Source organism: Kribbella sancticallisti (assembly GCF_039530625.1).
Taxonomy (GTDB): domain Bacteria; phylum Actinomycetota; class Actinomycetes; order Propionibacteriales; family Kribbellaceae; genus Kribbella; species Kribbella sancticallisti.
The window spans coordinates 1-18,072 of the sequence record NZ_BAAAOS010000057.1; the positions used below are offsets into that span (position 1 = coordinate 1).

The window sequence follows — 18,072 nt, forward strand, 5'->3', positions numbered from 1 at the left end:
GTTGGACGGGGTGTTGGAAGGGGGTGGGAACAACTATTTTGGGGTTGGGGGCAACTCGCCAGGGTGGGTTGTTACGGAGGGTGGGGGGTACCGGCACAATGAGGGTTCAGGGCCTCTAGTGACGGAGAACGGACGTTTTGGTGTTCCGGATGTTCAGGACGGTGCCGGCCGACGCGGTCGCCATCGTGCGGGCGTATCCGCCGATGGTGATCTGCTTCGCGGGCGCGCTGGCCCTGACGGCGCTCGTGTTCGACGTCTTCTACCTGATCGCGAGCCCGGGGCTGGCTCTGGCCGCCGTCTACACCGTGCCGGTACTGGCCGGCCTGATCGCCGGGCTGGTCGCCGCGGCCGACGACGTCGAACTCGAGCGCCGGGTGCTGCTCTGGACGATCGCCGCGACCGTTGCCGTCGGCATCACCAACATCGTGCTGGTGGCGATGATCTCAGCGATGCGCCGGACCGGTCCGTCCGACTGGGGCGCCGGCGGGCAGGCGATCCTGTTCGCGGCCTGCACAGTCCTCGCGGTCGCCCTCACCACTGTTGTCGTCGGCAACCTGATCCGCGCGCTCGGGATCGAGATCAAGACCAAGCTGCCGCGGAGGAAGCGGGTCTACCTGCCGCCGCCCGCGCTCGCCGAGCCGAAGCCCCGGGCGAGCAAGGAGGCCGCCGCCCGGGCGAAGCCGGTCCGCGCGGCGACCGCGGTACTGACTGAAGTCGAGGAGATGGAAGCACCGACCGAGGAGCAGGGCTGGCGGGTGGAGCCAGTGCCCGCATTGACCCCACCCTCCTTCACGCCGCCTCCGCCGAAGGTGATCGACCTCGACGAGGCTCGCCCGGTGACCTCCTGGGTCGAGAGCACCGGCCACGCTGACCGTCGCGGCTCCCGAGCCCGCCGCATCCCGGCCGTCCCCCCATCCCGCCGCCCCCACCGCCCAGGCCGCCGCCCGGACCGCTGATCAGGCGAATCGGCGCCGTTTCGCGACCGCATTTACTGTGGGAGGAAGCTGCGATGGGAGGCGCCTGTGGTGTGGGACCTGGTGGTTGTCGGTGCTGGTCCCGCTGGTGCAGCCGCTGCGCTCGGGGCTCTTACTGCTGAGCCTGGGTTGTCGGTCCTGCTGCTTGATCGCGATGACTTTCCTCGGGACAAGGCGTGCGGCGACGGAATCGCGCCGCAGGTGTTCGATCTGCTGGCCGAGGTCGGCGTCACCGGCCTGGTCGACGACCGTACGCCGGTACGCAGGCTGGCGCTCCGCCGTGGAGCCCTCGAGGTCGACCGGTTGATGGAGAGATCGGCCTGGGTGGTGCCGCGGATGCTGTTCGACCAGCGCCTGGTCGAAGCGGCCCAATCAGCGGGTGCGGAGTTGCGTCGCCACCGCGTCCGGACCATCGACGTACTGCGCTCAACCGTGCAGGTAGATGAACTGGAAGCCCGAGTAGTCATCGGAGCCGACGGCGCTCAATCGGTCGTACGCCGGATTCTCAAAGCCAAGGCGGGCCCGACGGCGTTGGCCCTGCGGGGATACGCGCCGACACCGGAGGGACGAGCCGACCAGCAGGTGATCGTGTTCGGCACGGCCCGGCAGCCCTCGTACGCGTGGTCCTTCGATCGAGGCGACGGGTGGTCGAATGTCGGCTACGGCGAACAGCTCTCACCGAAGCGCCCCCACCCAACCAGAGCCGAGTTGCTGGATCAACTGGAGGTCCTACTGCCAGGCGCCACCTCCGGAGGTACGGACTGGCGTGGACACCACCTGCCGTTGTCGACCTGGGCATGGCGCCCGCAGTCGGGGCGAGTGCTCCTGGTCGGGGATGCGGCGGGGCTGATCAACCCGATGACCGGCGAGGGCATCTACTACGCGGTCGCCACCGGGCTGCTCGCCGGACGAACTGCCGCCGCTGCGGTGCGGAGGGGCGACGGCGGCGCGGGTTCGGAGTACAGGCGGTCGGCAGCGACGTTGCTGGGGAGGCATTTCAGGCACACGGCTCTGGCAGCGCGCCTCACTCGCTCCGGCCGGATCCTGGATGCCGGAATCAAGGCGGCCGCTGCGGATCAACGGGTGTTCGACGATCTAGTGGAGATCGGTCTGGCCAACGGCTACCTCAGACCGCGCACCCTCCGCGGTCTCGTGAGCGGTCTGATCGAGCGCGGCTAGCTGTGCGGGGTTCAGCCGGGGTGTAGCGATCGCATAGGTGTCTTGGGCAACCAACTGAAGCTCGACCGGGTCCGTGAAGGGTTTGTAGGCGTCGGCGGTCCGCAAGGCCTCGGTGACTCGGGCGGTGGGCCAAGCCAAGGCCGTGGCCAGTTGATCGGTGGTGAGTGGGCGGGCCGCGTGGACGAGGGCGGCGAGGACGGTCATCGCGTCCTCCTGGACTGCGGAGGCCGGTCCGCTGCCCGACATGTCGTCGCTGAGTTGCTGGAAGAACTCGCGCATCTTCTCGAGCCGCGCGCCCGCCGGAGTGGCCGGGTCCAGCAGTTCGACTCCCTGGCGTGCGGTCTCGGCCCAGTTCCCGTTGGCGCGGGCGCTGTTCTTCCAGGCTTGGATCCAGACGTCCTCCGAGACGATGTAGTGCTCGTACCGCCGCTCGGGGTCGGGCTCACGGCGTACCAGGTCGAGTTGTTCGAGATAGCCGACCGCCTTGGAGATCGTGGCCGGACTGACCTGCAGGTGCCGGACGAGTTCGGCGGCGGTGAGGCTGCGGGAGTCGGTGGTGTAGAGGTGGGCGAGCAGTCGCGAGGCCGTCCGGGGGAGACCGGTGCCGACCATCGTCGCGGCGAACAGTTCGGCGTACTCGCGGACGGCCTCGGGATCACGGCCGTAGGCGTCGACCCCGGCACCCGCCGCCGTCGCGATGACCGGGCGCCGACGGCGGGCGCGGGAACTGGTCGCATGGTGAGCGTGATCGGCCCGATAACCGCGGACCCCGCCGTTGCGGGCGACCTCACGGCTGATGGTGGAGGTCGGGCGGTCCAGCCGGCGCGCGATCTCGGCGTACCCGTCGCCCGCGGCCAGACCGACGGCGATCAACTGCCGGTCCTCGTGCCGCAGCCGCCCTCCCGGCATGGTCCCTCCCTGAGGTTGCGTTCGCCGCCAGCTCATTGCAACGGCAAATTGCGTTCATCGTCAAAATCATTGCAACAATAGGCTAAACCGGCCTAGAAATCACTGCAACGCCAGCGGATCAGTGTTGCCGGGGGACGAAACGCAACATAGTTTCCCGGGCATGACGAAGGAAAGAGTTCTCGAAGTCGACGGGCTGCGGATGCGGTACGGCGCGACCGACGTCCTGCACGACGTGACACTGCGGGCGCACCGCGGCGAGGTGGTCGCCCTGCTCGGCCCGAACGGCGCCGGCAAGACCACCACGATCGAGATTCTGGAGGGCTTCCGGCTGCGCTCCGCCGGCCGTGTCGAGGTGCTCGGCGTCGACCCGGCGCACGGTGACGAGAAGTGGCGCGCACGGCTCGGCGTCGTACTGCAGTCGTGGCGGGACCACGCGAAGTGGCGCGTGCGCGAACTGCTCGCGCACCTCGGCGAGTACTACGCGCCGTACTCGACCGCCGCGATCCAGCGGCCATGGGATGCCGACGAGTTGATCGAAGCGGTCGGGCTGACCGAGCACGCGGGCCAGAAGATCCGGACGTTGTCCGGCGGGCAGCGGCGTCGCCTGGACGTGGCGATCGGGATCGTCGGCCGTCCGGAGGTGCTGTTCCTGGACGAGCCGACCGTCGGGTTCGACCCGGCCGCGCGGCACGAATTCCACGAGTTGGTCCAGCGACTCGCGGCGGACCACGGCACAACGATCCTGCTCACCACCCACGATCTCGACGAGGCCGGCAAACTCGCCGACCGCATCCTGATCCTGGCCGCCGGCCGGATCGTCGCAGCCGGTACCGCGGCCGACCTGACCCGGCAGATCGCCGGCGAGGACGAGGTGCGCTGGACCGTCGACGGCACCCGGTTCGTCAGGTCGACCACCGAGTCGACCGCGTTCGTCCGCGGCCTCTTCAGCCAGTACGGCGACTCGCTCGGCGGACTCGAGGTGCGCCGGGCCTCCCTCGAAGACACCTATCTCACCCTGGTCCGGCAGAACGAGGTGGTCCGATGAACCCGCGAACCGTCGCCGTCAGAGCGGGCTGGAAGCGTGGGGTGATCGAGTTGCGGCAGTCGTTCACCAACGGCGCCGAGTTGCTCAGCCACTTCCTCTGGCCGGTCCTGATGCTGATCGCCCTGTACTTCCTGCGCGACAGGTCGTTCAGCGGGTTCGCTCTCGGAGCCCTGGCCTTGCCGAGCATGCTCGGGATGAACGCCGCGATGGGGATGATCAGCATGAGCCAGCAACTCACCGCCGATCGGGAGGACGGCACGCTGCTGCGGGCGAAGGCGACGCCGAACGGCATGCTCGGCTATCTCGTCAGCAAGGTCGTCTCGGTGGTGGGCGGCCTGCTCGCGGACCTGGCCATCCTGCTGATCCCAGGCCTGCTCATCATCGACGGCCTGGCGATCGGCGGCCCGGCTGCCTGGCTGGCCGTCCTGTGGGTGCTGGTCCTCGGCCTGCTCGCCACCCTGCCGATCGGCGCGATCCTGGGCTCGGTCTTCACCGGTGCCCGCTCCCAAGGCCTGATCCAGCTTCCGGTGCTGGCGCTGATCGCGATCTCCGGCATCTTCTACCCGGTCGCGGCGCTGCCGGCCTGGCTGGAATGGATCGCTCAGCTCACCCCGATCTACTGGCTCGGGCTCGGGATGCGGTCGGCGTTGCTGCCCGACGCGGCCGTCCAGGTCGAGATCGGCGAATCGTGGCGGCACCTCGAGATGATCGGCGTCCTCGGCGTCTGGGCTGTGGCCGGGCTGGCGATCGCCCCGCTCGTACTGCGCCGGATGGCGCGCCGCGAGTCGGGGTCCAGCGTCGCCGGGCGGCGGGAGAAGGCGTTGCAGCGGATCGGGTGAGCAGCGATTCCTTTCGGGGCCTCGCGTGGTCTACCCGATCACGTGATGCTCCGAGGAAGGGATCCCTTATGCCGCTCAAGTTCAGCCTGTTCCTGCCGACCGGCTTCGGTCAGGACCTGGCCGGGTTCGCCGACCCGCGGCAGGCGTACGACGTCCTGGTCGAGCTGGTTCGGACGGCCGAGGAGTCCGGGTATGAGGCGGTCTGGCTGCCGGACCACTTCCAGACCGTACCGCCGTCGCAAGCCTATCTGTTCGAGTCGTGGTCGTTGCTGGCGGCAATGGCCGGGTACACCGACCGGATCCGGATCGGCCAGCTGGTCAGCGGGAACGGCTACCGGAATCCGGCGCTGCAGGCCAAGATCGCGTCGACGGTGGACGTGCTGTCGCAGGGCAGGCTGACCTTCGGGATCGGCGCCGGCTGGTACGAGCGGGACTACGAGGCGTTCGGCTACGAGTTCCTGCCCGCACCCGAACGGCTCCGCCAACTCCGCGAGGCGGTCCAGGTGATCCAGTCGCTGTGGACGAACGACGTCACCGACTTCGACGGCAAGTACTACCGGCTCGTGCAGGCGGTGAACCAGCCGCGCGGTGTCCAGCAGCCGCGGATTCCGCTGATGCTCGCGGGCGGGGGCGAGAAGGTGACGCTGAAACTGGCCGCCGAGTACGCCGACCTGTGCAACGTGATGGTGTCGCCCGCGGAGGCCGAGCGGAAGTTCTCGGTCCTGCGCGCACACTGCGAGAAGGCCGGCCGCCCGTACGACGAGATCACCCGCACCGTGACCACGCACTGCCTGATCACCGAGACCGACGAGGAAGTCCAGGCGGCACTCAACCCGGGTATGGGCTTGTTCTACCCGGGCGACTTCGAGTCCTACCTGCTCTACGGAACCGTCGACACCGTGCGCGAACGGATCGCGGCGTACGAGGCGGCCGGAGTACAGGAGTTGATCGTCGGGTTCCACCAGGTGATGGACCCGGAGGCGATTCGCCGGTTCGCGAAGGAGTTCCTCGACTACTGAGTGGCCGGCAGGCCGAGCAGGGTGAAGTGCTCCGGGCCGATGAACGAGGTCAGCCCGGCGATCTTCGCGCCGCGCACGGTCAGCACGGTGACCGACCAGCCGACGTGCTCGCTGTCCGGCGTCTCGCCGAGATAGCACGCGATGGCCGGCTGCCCGTTCGCCGTGGTCGCGAGGTTCCGCCAGCTCGGGCACCTGGTCAGCGGCACCTCGACGGCGAAGTCCATCACCGCCTTCACCCCGCTGTACCAGTGGCCCAGCGGCGGCATCGACCAGGTGACGTCCTCGGTGAGCAGCGCGACCAGGGCGTCGGCGTCGCCGCGTTCCATCGCGGTCGAGTAGCCCGCGACGAGTTCCTGGATCCGGCCGTCACCGATCTCGCGGATGGTCTGCTGCTGGCTCGCCGCCGGGATCTTCTCGTCGACGATCTTCCGGGCCCGCTGCAGCGCGCTGTTCACCGACGCGGTCGAGGTGTCCATCATCGTCGCGATCTCGGCCGCGCTGAACCCGAGTACTTCGAACAGCAGCAACGCCGCTCGCTGGTTGCCCGGCAGATGCTGGAGCGCGGCGACGAACGCCAACTCGACGGCTTCGCGCTGCTCGTAGCGAGCCACCGGGCCCGAGGCGAGGCCGTCAGCGGAGTACGGGCCGAGCCAGGCGACCTCGGTGAGGGGCACGTCGTCCAGTACGGCGCGGTCGCTCGACGGGCCCAGGTCCATCGGCAGCGCGCGGCGGCCGCGGCTCTCGACCAGGTCGAGGCAGGTGCGGGTGGCGACGGTGTAGAGCCAGGAGCGCAGGGTGCTGCGTCCCTCGAACCGGGCGAGCCCGCGCCAGGCGCGGACCAACGCGTCCTGCAGGGCGTCGTCGGCGTCGTGCGACGAGCCGAGCATGCGGTAGCAGTGCGCGTGGAGTTCGCGGCGCAGCGGCGCCACCAGCCGGGTGAACGCGGCGTCGTCACCCTCGCGGGCCAGGACAAGATCCTGCTGATCGACGGAAAGTTCGCTCACACCGATGAGTCTGCCTCATCGCGGGAGTCATACCTGCGAACCAGCCGACTCAGGAGGTCGATCGATGAACGACGTGGTGAAGTGGACTGAGACGGAGCGGCTCGGGGTTGCCGATCTGCTGGAAAGTCTCAGCGACGACGAGTGGTCGGTGGATTCGCTGTGCACGGGCTGGACGGTCCGGCACGTGGCGGCTCATCTGACGATGTCGACGCGGACGACCTGGTCGGTCGCGCTGAAGGGCGCGATCCGGGCGCGCGGCAGCTTCGATCGGATGGCGGACAACCTGGCTCGCGACCGAGCCGCCCGGTTCGAGCCCGCCGAACTGATCGCCCAGATCCGCGAGACGGCCGCATCCCCTCGACGCGCCCCCGGTGCGGGATTGCTGGACCCGCTGCTCGACACCCTCGTCCACGGCCAGGACATCGCTCGCCCGCTCGGTCACCCCCGACCGGTGCCGTTGGAACCCGCGCTCGCCGCGCTGGCCCACGCCTGCTCCAGCAACTTCTACGGCGCCCGCAAGCGGTTCCGTGGTCTGACCCTGATCGCCACGGACGCCGACTGGACCAGCGGCACCGGTCCCGACGAAGTCCGCGCGCCGGTCAGCGACCTCCTGCTGCTCGCGACGGGCCGCCCTGCCGGTTTGGCCGCAGCCTCCGGTCCCGGCGTCGCCCGGCTGGCCCTATGAGTTCTCCAGGAAGTCGCTCACCAATGGACTGGCCGTCGCCTGAAACTCGTGGAAGTAGGCGTGCCGGGCCCCGGCGATCACGTGAACCTGGGCGGTGGGGATGCGCCCGGCCAGAACCTCCGCGTTCGCGGCCGGGCTGAACACGTCGTCGGAGCCGTGCAGGATCAACGTCGGCGCCTTGATCTGCGGGAGTTCCTCCCAGGCCTCATGGCTGTTGCTCGCGACGAGATGCCGGCCGCGGGCATACGTCGCCATCGTGGCATCACCCAGTACGTCGTACGGGCCGGGGTGCGTCGCGAGCCACTGCGGCGTGTACATCAGGTCGAGCAGGATCCGGTCGCGGCCGGCCTGATCCGCCTGGGCCAGAGCGCGTCGGATCTCCTGGCTCCGTTCGAACCCGTGCGCCTTGCCGGGCGAAGTACAGCCGAGCACCAAGCCTCGGACGCGTTCGGGGAATCGGATGGCGAGCCACTGCGCGACCCGTCCGCCCATCGACGTCCCGTAGACGTCAGCGCTCTCGATACCGGCAGCGTCGAGCACCGCGACGACGTCCTCAGCGAAGCCCGGAGTGCTGTAGACGACGTCGGGACGGTCGCTGTCTCCGGTCCCGCGCCAGTCGAGAGTGATCGTGCGGCGGCCTATGAAGTCGCCGCGGACCGCGTCCCACCAGTGATGCGTGTTGGCCTGGCCTGCGAGGAGCAGCAGGGGAGGCCCGTCGCCCTCCACCTGGTAGGCGATGCGGGTGCCGTCGGTGGACCGGGCGTGCATCAGGACTTGAAGAGCGCGCTGTAGGCGTTGAGCGCGAGTTGGCCGCCGAGGTGGGCGTAGAGCACGTTCGAAGTACGGGGGATGTCGGCGGAGCGGACCAAATCGATCAGGGCGGCCATCGACTTGCCCTCGTAGACGGGGTCGAGGATGACGCCTTCGAGACGGCCGGTCAGGCGGATCGCGTCCAGGGTCGACTGCACCGGGATGCCGTAGTAGTCGCCGGCCCAGCCTTCCAGGACGGTGATCTCGTCGTCGCGCAGTTCGCGGCCGAGGCCGATCTTGGCGGCGGTGGCGCGGGCGATCTTCTCCACCTGGGCCCGGGTCTCGCCGATCTTCGCGGAGGCGTCGATGCCCAGCACGCGGCGCGGGCGGTCCTGGCCGGCGAACCCGGCGATCATGCCGGCATGGGTGGAGCCGGTCACCGAGCAGACCACGATGGTGTCGAAGAAAACGCCGAGCCGCTCCTCCTGCTGCCGTACTTCGTCCGCCCAGTTCGCGAATCCCAGTCCGCCGAGCGGGTGGTCGGAGGCACCCGCCGGGATCGCGTACGGCGTACCGCCGGCTGAGCGGATCTCTTCGAGCGCGTTCTCCCAGCTCTCCTTGAAACCTATCCCGAAGCCGGCCTCCACCAGTTCGACGTCGGCGCCCATGATCCGCGACAGCAGGATGTTGCCGACCCGGTCGTTGACGGCATCGGGCCAGTCGACCCAGCTCTCCTGGACCAGCTTGGCGCCCAGCCCGAGCGACGCGGCGACGGCGGCGACCTGGCGGGTGTGGTTGGACTGGACGCCGCCGATCGTGACCAGGTGCGTCGCGCCGTTGGCGATCGCGTCGGGGACCAAATACTCGAGCTTGCGGGTCTTGTTGCCGCCGAACGCGAGTCCGGAGTTGCAGTCCTCCCGCTTGGCCCAGATCGCGGCGCCGCCGAGATGTTCGGACAGGCGCTTGAGGGGGTGGATCGGGCTCGGCCCGAAGGTCAGTGGGTAGCGGGGGAAGTCGCTCAGGCTCATGAGTCACTCTCGTCGGTCAACAGGGGTTCGAGGGTCAGCCAGTTCTCCCGGGCGGCCAGCCCGGCGCCGTCGGCGTCCCCGGCGGCGCACCGGGCGATGATGCGGTCGTGCAGCGCGACCGAGGCGCGCCCGGTCAGTGAGGAGAACCGGATCCGCTCGATCCGGCGCAGGGTCGGGGTGACCTGCTCGAGCACCGACCGGATCGTCGGGTGCGCGCAGGCCGTGACCGCGACGTCGTGGAAGTCGTCGTCCGCCGCGAGGGCCGCGTCGACGTCGTTGTCCCGCAGGGCCTGGGCGAACCGCTGGTTGGCGGACCGCATTGCCTCGAGTTCATGCTCCGACAACAGCGGCACAGCCTCCCGCACGGCGAGTTCGTGCATCGCCGCGGCCACCAGTTGCGCCGACCGGGTCTCGCGCACATTCACCGGACTCACGATCGTGAACCGCCCGGGCTTGGTCTGCACGAGCCCCGACTGCTCCAACCGCGCGAGCGCCTCACGGATCGGAGTACGGCTGATGCCCAGCCACGCCACCAGATCCGGGTCACTCAACCGCTCACCCGGCGCCAGCGTCCCGTCCACGATCGCGTCCCGAATCGCCCGATACGCGTCTTCCCGCAACAACGACCGCCCCACCACACCCTGCACTCCCGGAACCGGCATGCAACATATTGCACTCTGCCGCGGGCGTTCCTGTCAAACGAGTGGGTGGTTCAATGCTGCGATGGATGCGCAGTATGGGCCGCACCGGTTCTCCGGGGGCGGCGAGGAGACGGATGCGTTGCGGGGCCAGGAGTTTCGGGTCGCGGATCTGCGCGGGGCGCGGTTTACCGACTGCGATCTGTCCGGGGTGAAGATCGTCGACGGGTGCCTGGTAGACGTCGACATCTCCGGGTATGTCGAGAGGCTCGTCGTCAACGGGGTCGACGTGACCGGGTTCGTCGAGGCCGAGTTGGATCGGCGTCATCCCGAGCGGGTCCGGTTGCGCGGGGTGCAGGACGCGGACGGGTTCCGCGCGATGTGGGAGACCGTCGAGCGGCTGTGGTCGGATGCCGTCGCGCGTGCGGAGCGCTTGCCCGAGGCCGCTCGGCATGAACGTGTCGCCGGCGAGTGGTCCTTCACCGAGACCCTGCGGCACCTCGTCTTCATCACCGACGCTTGGCTCAGCCGCCCGGTCCTCGACGAGGAACGCCCCTACCACCAGTTCGGTTTGGTCCCGTCGTGGTACCCGGATGGCGCCGGCCTGGGGATCGACCTGGCCGCGCACCCGTCGTACGCCGAGGTGCTGCAGGTCCGGGCTGACCGGATGGCCCTCGTACGCCGTACTGTCGACGCCCTCACCGATTCCGACCTCGGCCGGCTCTGTGACCGGACACCCGCCCCGGGGTATCCCGAGGGACCACGACCGGTTGCCGAGTGCCTCGCGGTACTGATGGACGAGGAGTGCGAGCACTACCGCTTCGCAGTACGGGATCTTGCCACGCTGGAATCTGACGTACACCGATAGCGTCATTCGACGGGCGCGGGGCCGCGGGGAGCGGTTCTACGGTTCAGGCATGGATCTGAAACTGGAAGTAGTCGTCATCCCGGTAGGGGACGTTGACAAGGCAAAGGCATTTTACGAGCAGCTCGGTTTCCGGTTGGATGCCGACTTCTCCAAAGACGACAGATACCGCGTCGTCCAGGTCACCCCGCCGGGCTCGCAGGCGTCGATCATCTTCGGCAAGGGCGTGTCCACCGAAGCTTCCGGTTCGGCGCAGGGCCTGCATCTGATCGTCACCGACATCGAGGCGACCCGCGAGGAACTGGTTGCCAGAGGCGCGGATGTCAGCGAGGTCTGGCACGACGCGGACGGGGCCTTCCACCACGCCGGTGACGCGAACCGGGTCGCCGGTCCGCACCCGGAGCGCGCGAGCTACGGCTCGTACCTGTCCTTCAGCGACCCCGACGGCAACGGCTGGGTCGTCCAGGAAGTCGTCACCCGGGCACCGGGTCGCTGACCGGCCGGGCCGGACAGGACTGAGAGCATGGACACGACCGAGATCATCCTTGACGCCCTCCAGCGGGCGGCCACCGCGCACGGCGTCCACGAGGCCGAAGTACTCGGCGGCAAGTACGACGAGCAATGGCCGCAGTGGTACGCCGAGCACATGACCCGCACGCTGGCCGGCAGTGGTTATCAAATCGTCCGCGTGGACCAGTGAAGCAGGAGTCGAGTATGGAACCGACCGAGTACGACGTCATCGTCCTGGGCGCGGGCGCCGTCGGGGAGAACGTCGCCGACCGGGCCGTCCAGGGCGGCCTGACCGCCGTCATCGTGGAGAGCGAACTCGTCGGCGGCGAGTGCTCGTACTGGGCCTGCATGCCCTCGAAGGCGCTGCTGCGGTCGGCGTCGGCGCTCCGCGCGGCCCGGCAGGTTCCCGGCGCCGCGCAGGCCGTCACCGGTGACCTCGACGTCGAGGCCGTGCTCGAGCGGCGCAACTCGTTCACGAGCAACTGGTCCGACGACGGACAGGTGAAGTGGCTGAAGAGCGCCGGCATCGCGCTGGTCCGGGGCCACGGCCGGATCACGGGCCCGAAGCAGGTCACGGTCTCGGGTGACTCCGAGACCGTACTGACTGCCCGCCACGCGGTCGTCGTGTCCACCGGCTCCGACCCGCTCATTCCCGACATCCCGGGCCTGCGCGCGGCCGATCCGTGGGGCAGCCGCGAGGCGACCAGCGCCAAGTCCGTGCCGGCCAGCCTCGCCATCATCGGCGGCGGTGTCGTCGCCACCGAGATGGCCACGGCGTACGCCGGATTCGGTACCGCGGTCACGATGATCGCGCGCAGCAGTCTGCTCCACGGCATGGAGCCGTTCGCCGGTGAGCAGGTGACGGCCGCGCTCCGCGAGCAAGGCGTGACGGTCCTGCTCAACACGGAGACCACCAACGTCACCCGTACTGCGGACGGCGCCACCCTCGAGCTCAGCGACGGCTCCACGATCAATGCCGAGGAGATCCTCGTCGCGACCGGCCGTACGCCGCGAACCGGTGACGTCGGCCTGGACACGATCGGTCTCGAGCCGGGCGCCTGGCTGGAGACCGACGACACCCTGCTGGTCCGTGGGTTCGACTGGTTGTATGCGACCGGCGATGTCACCAACCGCGCGCTGCTCACCCACCAGGGCAAGTACCAGGCGCGTGCCGCGGGCGATGTCATCGCGGCCCGGGCGAAAGGCCGGCCGATCTCGGACGCGCCGTGGGGAACGCATGTCGCGACCGCGGATCACCAGTCCGTCCCGCAGGTGACCTTCACCGATCCCGAGATCGCCTCGGTCGGCCTGACGGCGGCCGCCGCGGCCGAGGCCGGCTACGACACCCGCGTCGTCGACTACGAGATCGGCAGTATCGCCGGTGCCAGCGTCCACGCGGACAACTACAAGGGGACGGCGCGGATGGTCGTCGACGAGGCCCGCAAGGTGATCCTCGGCGTCACGTTCGTAGGCCCGGACGTCAGCGAGTTGTTGCAGGCGGCAACTGTCGCGGTCGTGGCGGAGGTGCCGCTGGATCGCTTGTGGCACGCCGTTCCGGCCTACCCCACGATGAACGAGATTTGGCTCCGCCTCCTGGAAACCTACGGCCGGCCGTAGACCACCGTTCGGAGAGGACGTGCCCCAGGCGCGTCCTCTCCGCTTTCACGCTCGGGCAGGACCCCGGCGGCGCGTCAGTACGAAAGCCGCGGCCTGCTGCATCCGCAGAGCCTCCTGGTCGAGGGTCGCGTTGCCCTTCGGCGTAAGGCGGTAGTACCGCCGCGCCCGCCCGTCGACGATCTCCTCGCCGTCGGCGATCAGCAACCCCGCGCGCTCCATCCGTTCGAGCGCTCCATAAAGCGTGCCGACGGCCGGCTTGAGCCGCCCGCCGGTGGCCTGCTCGGTGGCCTTGATGATCCCGTACCCGTGCAGCGGCCCGTCGAGCAGCGCGGCCAGCATGAAGTACTGCGCTTCGGTCAGGGTCACGGGACGCTTCCTCACGGCGGCGAGCATATATCGTCCGGCGAAGTATCTTGCGCCGGTGGACCTTTGGTCAATTATTAGGTAACTTTCCTAACAACTACTCCCGACGCCCCTCAGGAGTCACACCGTGATGACCAAGAACCTTCGCCGGCTGGCGATCCTGCTACCGCTCCCGTTGATCGCCGCCCTCGGCGGCGCGACGGCCGCCGCACGAACGACCGCGGACGTCCTGCTGTCCCAGCAGAAACCCGTCGTCGCCTCGAGTGTCGAAGACTCCACCCTGACCGCCGACAAAGCCGTCGACGGCAGTACGACGACCCGCTGGGCCAGCGCCGAGGGCTCCGATCCGCAGTGGATCCGCGTCGATCTCGGTCAACCGGCCGCGGTCAACCGGGTGAAACTCAGCTGGGAAGTCGCCTACGGCAAGGACTACCGCATCGAGGTCTCCGACGACGGCACGAACTTCAGCTCGGTCAAGGAGGTTGTCGGCGGCAACGGTGCCACCGACGACCTGACCGGTCTGCAGGCGCACGGCCGCTTCGTCCGCCTGGTCGGCACCAAACGAGGCACCACCTACGGCTACTCGCTGTGGGAACTCCAGGTCTATGGCACCACGGACTCCAGCGGTGACACCCAGGCCCCGACGGTCCCCGCCGGTCTTACAGCCGGCCAGGTGACAGCCACCACGGCCGCACTCACCTGGACCGCTTCGACGGACAACGTCGGCGTGAGCTCGTACGACGTACTGCGGAACGGCGCGGTGGTCGCGTCAGCCACGACAGCGCAGTACAACGACACAGGGCTGACGGCGAACACGTCCTACAGCTATGCCGTGCGTGCTCGCGACCTGGCCGGCAACGTGTCAGGCACGAGCGAGCCGATCACCGTCAACACCGCCGCGGGTGGCACCGGCCAGTTCGTACTCGCCGCGGCCGGCGACATCGCCGACCAGTGCACCGAGTCGTCGAACCCGCAGTGCGTGCACCCCAAGACCGCCCGGCTGGTCCAGGCGATGAATCCCACGGCGGTGCTGACGATGGGGGACAACCAGTACGACGACGCCCACCTGTCGGACTTCCGGAACTACTACGACAAGTCCTGGGGACAGTTCAAGAGCATCACCAAGCCGATCCCGGGCAACCACGAGACCTACGACGACACCCCGTTCGCCGGCTACCGGCAGTACTTCGGGTCGATCGCCACGCCGCAGGGCAAGAACTACTACAGCTACAACATCGGCAACTGGCACTTCGTCGCCCTCGACTCGAACGACTTCACCACCGGCGAGGGCGTGGCCGAACCGGCGCAGCTGACCTGGCTCAAGCAGGACCTCGCGGCGAACACCAAGCGGTGCGTCGCCGCCGCCTACCACCACCCGCGCTTCAGCTCGGGTGACCACGGCGACAACCCGGACAGCATCCCGCTGTGGCAGACGCTCGTCGGCGCCAAGGTCGATCTGGTGCTCAACGGGCACGACCACCACTACGAGCGCTTCGTGCCGCAGAACGTCAACGGCCAGAAGGACGCGAACGGTCCGGTCCAGATCATCGGCGGCATGGGCGGCATGACCCTGTACGACGTCCATTCGGCCCACCCGGCGACGGCGAAGATCCTCTCCGCCCACGGCGTGCTGAAGCTCTCGATGACCGACACGACCTTCTCCAGCCAGCTGATCGGGCTGGACGGCAAGGTGCTCGACAGCAGCCCGACCTACACCTGCCACTGAGATGTACCTGGCCAACAGCCGGGCCGCCGACCAGGCCTCGGCGCAAGCCGGCGCCAAGCCCCGGTGGCATCGGGTACCACCGAACGTCCTCGCGCTGGGTGTGGTCAGCCTCGTCACCGACATCTCGGCCGAGATGGTGACGGCGATCCTGCCGCTCTACCTGGTGCTCGGACTCGGCATGAACCCGCTCCAGTTCGGACTGCTGGACGGGCTCTACGCAGGCGCGACGGCGGTACTGCGACTCGTCGGCGGCCACGCGGCCGATCGCTGGCGGCGGCTCAAAGCCGTCGCCGGCATCGGCTACGGGTTGTCCGCGATCTGCAAGCTCGGTCTGTTGGCCGCCGGTTCGTCGGTGGCGGCGCTCGGCGCGGTCCTCGCCCTGGACCGCGCCGGGAAGGGCATCCGTACTGCGCCTCGGGACGCGCTGATCTCCTTGAGCAGCAAGCCCGAGACGTTGGGCCGCTCGTTCGGCGTGCACCGGGCGCTGGACACCTTCGGTGCCTTCCTCGGTCCATTGGTGGCTGCCGGCGTCCTCTGGGTCAGCCTGGGGGACTACGGCGCCGTCTTCGTCACCAGCTTCTGCATAGCCGGGTGTGGCGTGCTGCTGCTGGTGGTGCTGGTTCGGGACCACCCACGACCGGGACCGTCCACCGCTGTGCCTCTCCGGGCGATGGTTGGGCTACTCAGGATCAGATCCTTCCGGCGGTGCTGTGTGTGGGCTGCGGCGCTCGGGTTAGTCACAATCACCGACTCGTTCGTCTACCTGGCCCTGCTCCGCCGGTGGGACGTGGAGAGCACACTGTTTCCCCTGCTTCCACTAGGAACAGCAGGGACCTTCTTGCTCCTGGCCGTCCCGCTGGGAAGGCTGGCTGATCGTGTAGGCCGCTGGAAGCTCTTCCTGGGTGGACATGCGGCTTTAGTGGTCGCCCTGCTACTCATCTGCGGACCAGTAGGTAGCCCTTGGCTGGCTGCGGCCGCACTTGTTCTGCATGGCTGCTTCTACGCCGCGACCGACGGCGTACTACCTGCTGCAGCCGGCCCCCTGCTGCCGGAGCACCTGAGAGCCAGTGGTCTCGCTCTACTCCAGACAGGACAGGCGCTGGCTCGGATGGTGTCAGCCGTGTTCGTCGGGCTGGCCTGGACTCTGTGGGATATCCGCCCGGCCCTGCTGCTGACCACTGCCCTTCTGCTGGTGGTCACTCTCGCGGCAGCGGTCGTCAGACCTTGGGAGGTGTCGCGGTGAGGAAACTGCTGCTCAGCTTGCTCGGCGTGCTGGTGCTGCTCGGTGTGGCCGTCACGTACGTCGTCTCGGCGCGTGGTGGCGGTCCTGCCGACAACGCCAGGCCGGTGATCGCCGGGCAACCGATGACGCTCGCCCCCGGGACTCTGTACTTCCGGAACCTCGCCGCCGGACCGGAGTACGGGAAGGTGGCGGCGGTGTCCGCGGGTGCCTCGGCCGACGCGCCGCGGAAGGTCGGGAGTCTGCAGTGCGACCGGTTCGCGACCGCACGCGGTACGGGGATCTGTTTGCGGACCAAGCCGGGGTCGTTGCCGCCGGTGAGCGAGATGCTGGTGCTCGGCGCGGACCTTCAGGTGCGGCATCGCGAGACCCTGCCCGGTACGCCGAGCCGGGCCCGCGTCTCGCCGGACGGCCGGATCGTCAGCTGGACCTTGTTCGTCAGCGGCGACTCGTACGCCGCGACGGGGTTCTCGACCAGGAGCGGGCTCTACGAGGTCGCCACCGGACGGCTGGTGAAGAGCGTCGAGGAGCTCCCGGTCTTCGTCGACGGCCGCCGGTACTTCGCCGCGGACGCGAACTACTGGGGGATCACGTTCGGTGCCGACGGCAACCGCTTCTACGTCACCCTCGGGAGCAAGGGCAAGACCCATCTGATCGAGGCGGACTACCGGAACTACCGCGGCACGGCGATCCTCGAGAACGCCGAATGCCCGTCGTTGTCGCCGGACGGCCGCCGGGTCGCCTTCAAGCAGAAGAACGCCGACGGCAGTTGGCGCCTCGCAGTACTGGATCTGGCCAGCCGGCGGGTCACCCACCCGGCCGAGGGTCGTCACGTCGACGACCAACCGCTCTGGCGTGGCAACACCACCCTGCTCTACTCCCTGCGCCGCGACGACAACGCCTCGGACATCTGGTCCACTCCGATCACGCCGACCGGCACGCCCTCGTTGGTCGTGCCGGACGCCGCGTCGCCGGCGGTCAGCTGAGCTCTTGGAAGAGGGTGAGTTGCAAGTCAGCCGGAGCTGCGAGGCGGGCGTTGAGCGAGTCCCACGGAGTACGGGTGGGAGGCGCGATGACCTCGGCTCCGGCTGCCGCGAGTTCGTCCGTCGTGGTCGCGACGTCGGCGACCTCGAAGGCGACCCGGAGGCGAGGGCTGACCCGCCGGCCGACCTCGGCCGTGTCGATCAGGGTCACCTGCTCGGGCGTGCTCAGCTCGAGCGTCGCGCGCCCGACGTCGAGAATCGTCACCCGGGCGCCGTCGCCGCTGTCGACGAACAGTTCCTCCGGAGCGCCGAGCACGTCCCGGTAGAACGCCACGGCCTCGTCGTAGTCGGCGGCCTCGACCACCAGCCTCATCTGCAGTACTCGTCCTGGCATGTGCCAAGAGTGCCATCCGGGGGGATTGATGGGATCTCCCCGCGAAAAAGAGGCGTGGATTGCGGTTGCCGACGCCTTGACGAGGGTGAGAGATCCAAGGTTCACTACTCTCACTTCAGTCAGATCTCTTCATATCTTCACCTTCGCAGTACCCGCCCCCGGAAGGTAAAGGACAACCGCCCCATGACCTCTTTTTCTTCAGCTTGGATCAAGCCGCGAAGTAGGTGGGCCGCCGCCGCGCTGGCCCTCGCCACCGTCGCGGCCGGCGCCACGGCCATGCTCGTCCCCCGCCAGGCTGACGCCG

20 protein-coding genes are annotated in these 18,072 nt (G+C 68.8%); 13 read left to right on the forward strand and 7 right to left on the reverse strand.

Going from position 1 to position 18,072, the window contains the following annotated elements:
- The first annotated feature begins 149 nt into the window (after positions 1-149).
- The gene (locus ABD255_RS37005) at positions 150-956 is read left to right on the forward strand and encodes a DUF2231 domain-containing protein (protein ID WP_344221465.1); all 807 of its coding nucleotides are present in this window, start codon (positions 150-152) and stop codon (positions 954-956) included.
- 66 nt (positions 957-1,022) lie between these two features.
- The gene (locus ABD255_RS37010) at positions 1,023-2,153 is read left to right on the forward strand and encodes an NAD(P)/FAD-dependent oxidoreductase (protein ID WP_344221466.1); all 1,131 of its coding nucleotides are present in this window, start codon (positions 1,023-1,025) and stop codon (positions 2,151-2,153) included.
- On the opposite strand, the gene ABD255_RS37015 is transcribed toward ABD255_RS37010, so the two are convergent.
- The gene (locus tag ABD255_RS37015) at positions 2,070-3,062 is read right to left on the reverse strand and encodes a GbsR/MarR family transcriptional regulator (protein WP_344221467.1); all 993 of its coding nucleotides are present in this window, start codon (positions 3,060-3,062) and stop codon (positions 2,070-2,072) included. The genes ABD255_RS37010 and ABD255_RS37015 overlap by 84 nt on opposite strands.
- Before the next feature lie 160 nt (positions 3,063-3,222).
- Here ABD255_RS37015 and ABD255_RS37020 point away from each other — a divergent pair, with 160 nt between their 5' ends.
- From ABD255_RS37020 to ABD255_RS37030, 3 genes are all read left to right on the forward strand, one after another.
- Positions 3,223-4,107, forward strand: coding sequence for an ABC transporter ATP-binding protein (locus tag ABD255_RS37020; protein WP_344221468.1), 885 nt, complete (start codon positions 3,223-3,225; stop codon positions 4,105-4,107).
- Entirely contained in the window at positions 4,104-4,946 is an 843-nt protein-coding gene (locus ABD255_RS37025) for an ABC transporter permease (RefSeq protein ID WP_344221469.1), read from the forward strand. The genes ABD255_RS37020 and ABD255_RS37025 overlap by 4 nt, the downstream gene beginning before the upstream one ends.
- Before the next feature lie 68 nt (positions 4,947-5,014).
- On the forward strand, positions 5,015-5,965 hold the full coding sequence (locus tag ABD255_RS37030) for a TIGR03560 family F420-dependent LLM class oxidoreductase (RefSeq protein WP_344221470.1): 951 nt from the start codon (positions 5,015-5,017) through the stop codon (positions 5,963-5,965).
- On the opposite strand, the gene ABD255_RS37035 is transcribed toward ABD255_RS37030, so the two are convergent.
- On the reverse strand, positions 5,959-6,969 hold the full coding sequence (locus ABD255_RS37035; RefSeq protein WP_344221471.1) for a sigma-70 family RNA polymerase sigma factor: 1,011 nt from the start codon (positions 6,967-6,969) through the stop codon (positions 5,959-5,961). The two genes, ABD255_RS37030 and ABD255_RS37035, sit on opposite strands and share 7 nt — an antisense overlap.
- A 64-nt stretch (positions 6,970-7,033) precedes the next feature.
- Here ABD255_RS37035 and ABD255_RS37040 point away from each other — a divergent pair, with 64 nt between their 5' ends.
- Complete coding sequence (locus ABD255_RS37040) at positions 7,034-7,654, forward strand: maleylpyruvate isomerase family mycothiol-dependent enzyme (RefSeq protein ID WP_344221472.1); 621 nt, start codon at positions 7,034-7,036, stop codon at positions 7,652-7,654.
- On the opposite strand, the gene ABD255_RS37045 is transcribed toward ABD255_RS37040, so the two are convergent.
- Genes ABD255_RS37045 through ABD255_RS37055 form a run of 3 tightly spaced genes read right to left on the reverse strand, consistent with a single transcriptional unit; the run spans position 7,649 to position 10,094 of the window.
- Positions 7,649-8,422, reverse strand: coding sequence for an alpha/beta fold hydrolase (locus tag ABD255_RS37045; protein ID WP_344221473.1), 774 nt, complete (start codon positions 8,420-8,422; stop codon positions 7,649-7,651). The genes ABD255_RS37040 and ABD255_RS37045 overlap by 6 nt on opposite strands.
- Positions 8,422-9,432 (reverse strand): 1-aminocyclopropane-1-carboxylate deaminase, encoded by a 1,011-nt coding sequence (locus ABD255_RS37050; RefSeq protein ID WP_344221474.1) that lies wholly within the window; start codon positions 9,430-9,432, stop codon positions 8,422-8,424. Before ABD255_RS37050 ends, ABD255_RS37045 begins: the two co-directional genes overlap by 1 nt.
- Positions 9,429-10,094 (reverse strand): GntR family transcriptional regulator, encoded by a 666-nt coding sequence (locus tag ABD255_RS37055; RefSeq protein WP_344221475.1) that lies wholly within the window; start codon positions 10,092-10,094, stop codon positions 9,429-9,431. The genes ABD255_RS37050 and ABD255_RS37055 overlap by 4 nt, the downstream gene beginning before the upstream one ends.
- Positions 10,095-10,155: 61 nt before the next feature.
- On the opposite strand from ABD255_RS37055, the gene ABD255_RS37060 reads away from it, so the two are divergent.
- The 4 genes from ABD255_RS37060 to ABD255_RS37075 are packed head-to-tail and all read left to right on the forward strand — an operon-like array spanning position 10,156 to position 13,062.
- Complete coding sequence (locus tag ABD255_RS37060) at positions 10,156-10,938, forward strand: DinB family protein (protein ID WP_344221476.1); 783 nt, start codon at positions 10,156-10,158, stop codon at positions 10,936-10,938.
- Positions 10,939-10,987: 49 nt separating this feature from the next.
- Positions 10,988-11,431: a VOC family protein gene (locus ABD255_RS37065; protein WP_344221477.1), complete on the forward strand. Its 444-nt coding sequence runs from the start codon at positions 10,988-10,990 to the stop codon at positions 11,429-11,431.
- A gap of 27 nt (positions 11,432-11,458) precedes the next feature.
- Positions 11,459-11,635, forward strand: coding sequence for a hypothetical protein (locus tag ABD255_RS37070; protein WP_344221478.1), 177 nt, complete (start codon positions 11,459-11,461; stop codon positions 11,633-11,635).
- 14 nt (positions 11,636-11,649) lie between these two features.
- Entirely contained in the window at positions 11,650-13,062 is a 1,413-nt protein-coding gene (locus ABD255_RS37075; RefSeq protein ID WP_344221479.1) for a dihydrolipoyl dehydrogenase family protein, read from the forward strand.
- Positions 13,063-13,107: 45 nt separating this feature from the next.
- Here the strand turns inward: ABD255_RS37075 and ABD255_RS37080 are convergent, their stop codons facing one another.
- On the reverse strand, positions 13,108-13,443 hold the full coding sequence (locus ABD255_RS37080) for a PadR family transcriptional regulator (protein ID WP_344221480.1): 336 nt from the start codon (positions 13,441-13,443) through the stop codon (positions 13,108-13,110).
- Between the two features lie 112 nt (positions 13,444-13,555).
- On the opposite strand from ABD255_RS37080, the gene ABD255_RS37085 reads away from it, so the two are divergent.
- The 3 genes from ABD255_RS37085 to ABD255_RS37095 are packed head-to-tail and all read left to right on the forward strand — an operon-like array spanning position 13,556 to position 17,377.
- Positions 13,556-15,151 (forward strand): discoidin domain-containing protein, encoded by a 1,596-nt coding sequence (locus tag ABD255_RS37085; RefSeq protein WP_344221481.1) that lies wholly within the window; start codon positions 13,556-13,558, stop codon positions 15,149-15,151.
- 1 nt (position 15,152) lies between these two features.
- Positions 15,153-16,394 (forward strand): MFS transporter, encoded by a 1,242-nt coding sequence (locus tag ABD255_RS37090; RefSeq protein WP_344221482.1) that lies wholly within the window; start codon positions 15,153-15,155, stop codon positions 16,392-16,394.
- A complete protein-coding gene (locus ABD255_RS37095) occupies positions 16,391-17,377 on the forward strand; it encodes a TolB-like translocation protein (protein WP_344221483.1) in 987 nt (328 codons plus the stop codon). Before ABD255_RS37090 ends, ABD255_RS37095 begins: the two co-directional genes overlap by 4 nt.
- Here ABD255_RS37095 and ABD255_RS37100 read toward each other — a convergent pair.
- Positions 17,370-17,768, reverse strand: a complete 399-nt coding sequence (locus ABD255_RS37100; protein ID WP_344221484.1) for a VOC family protein — start codon at positions 17,766-17,768, stop codon at positions 17,370-17,372. The genes ABD255_RS37095 and ABD255_RS37100 overlap by 8 nt on opposite strands.
- Between the last annotated feature and the right edge of the window lie 304 nt (positions 17,769-18,072).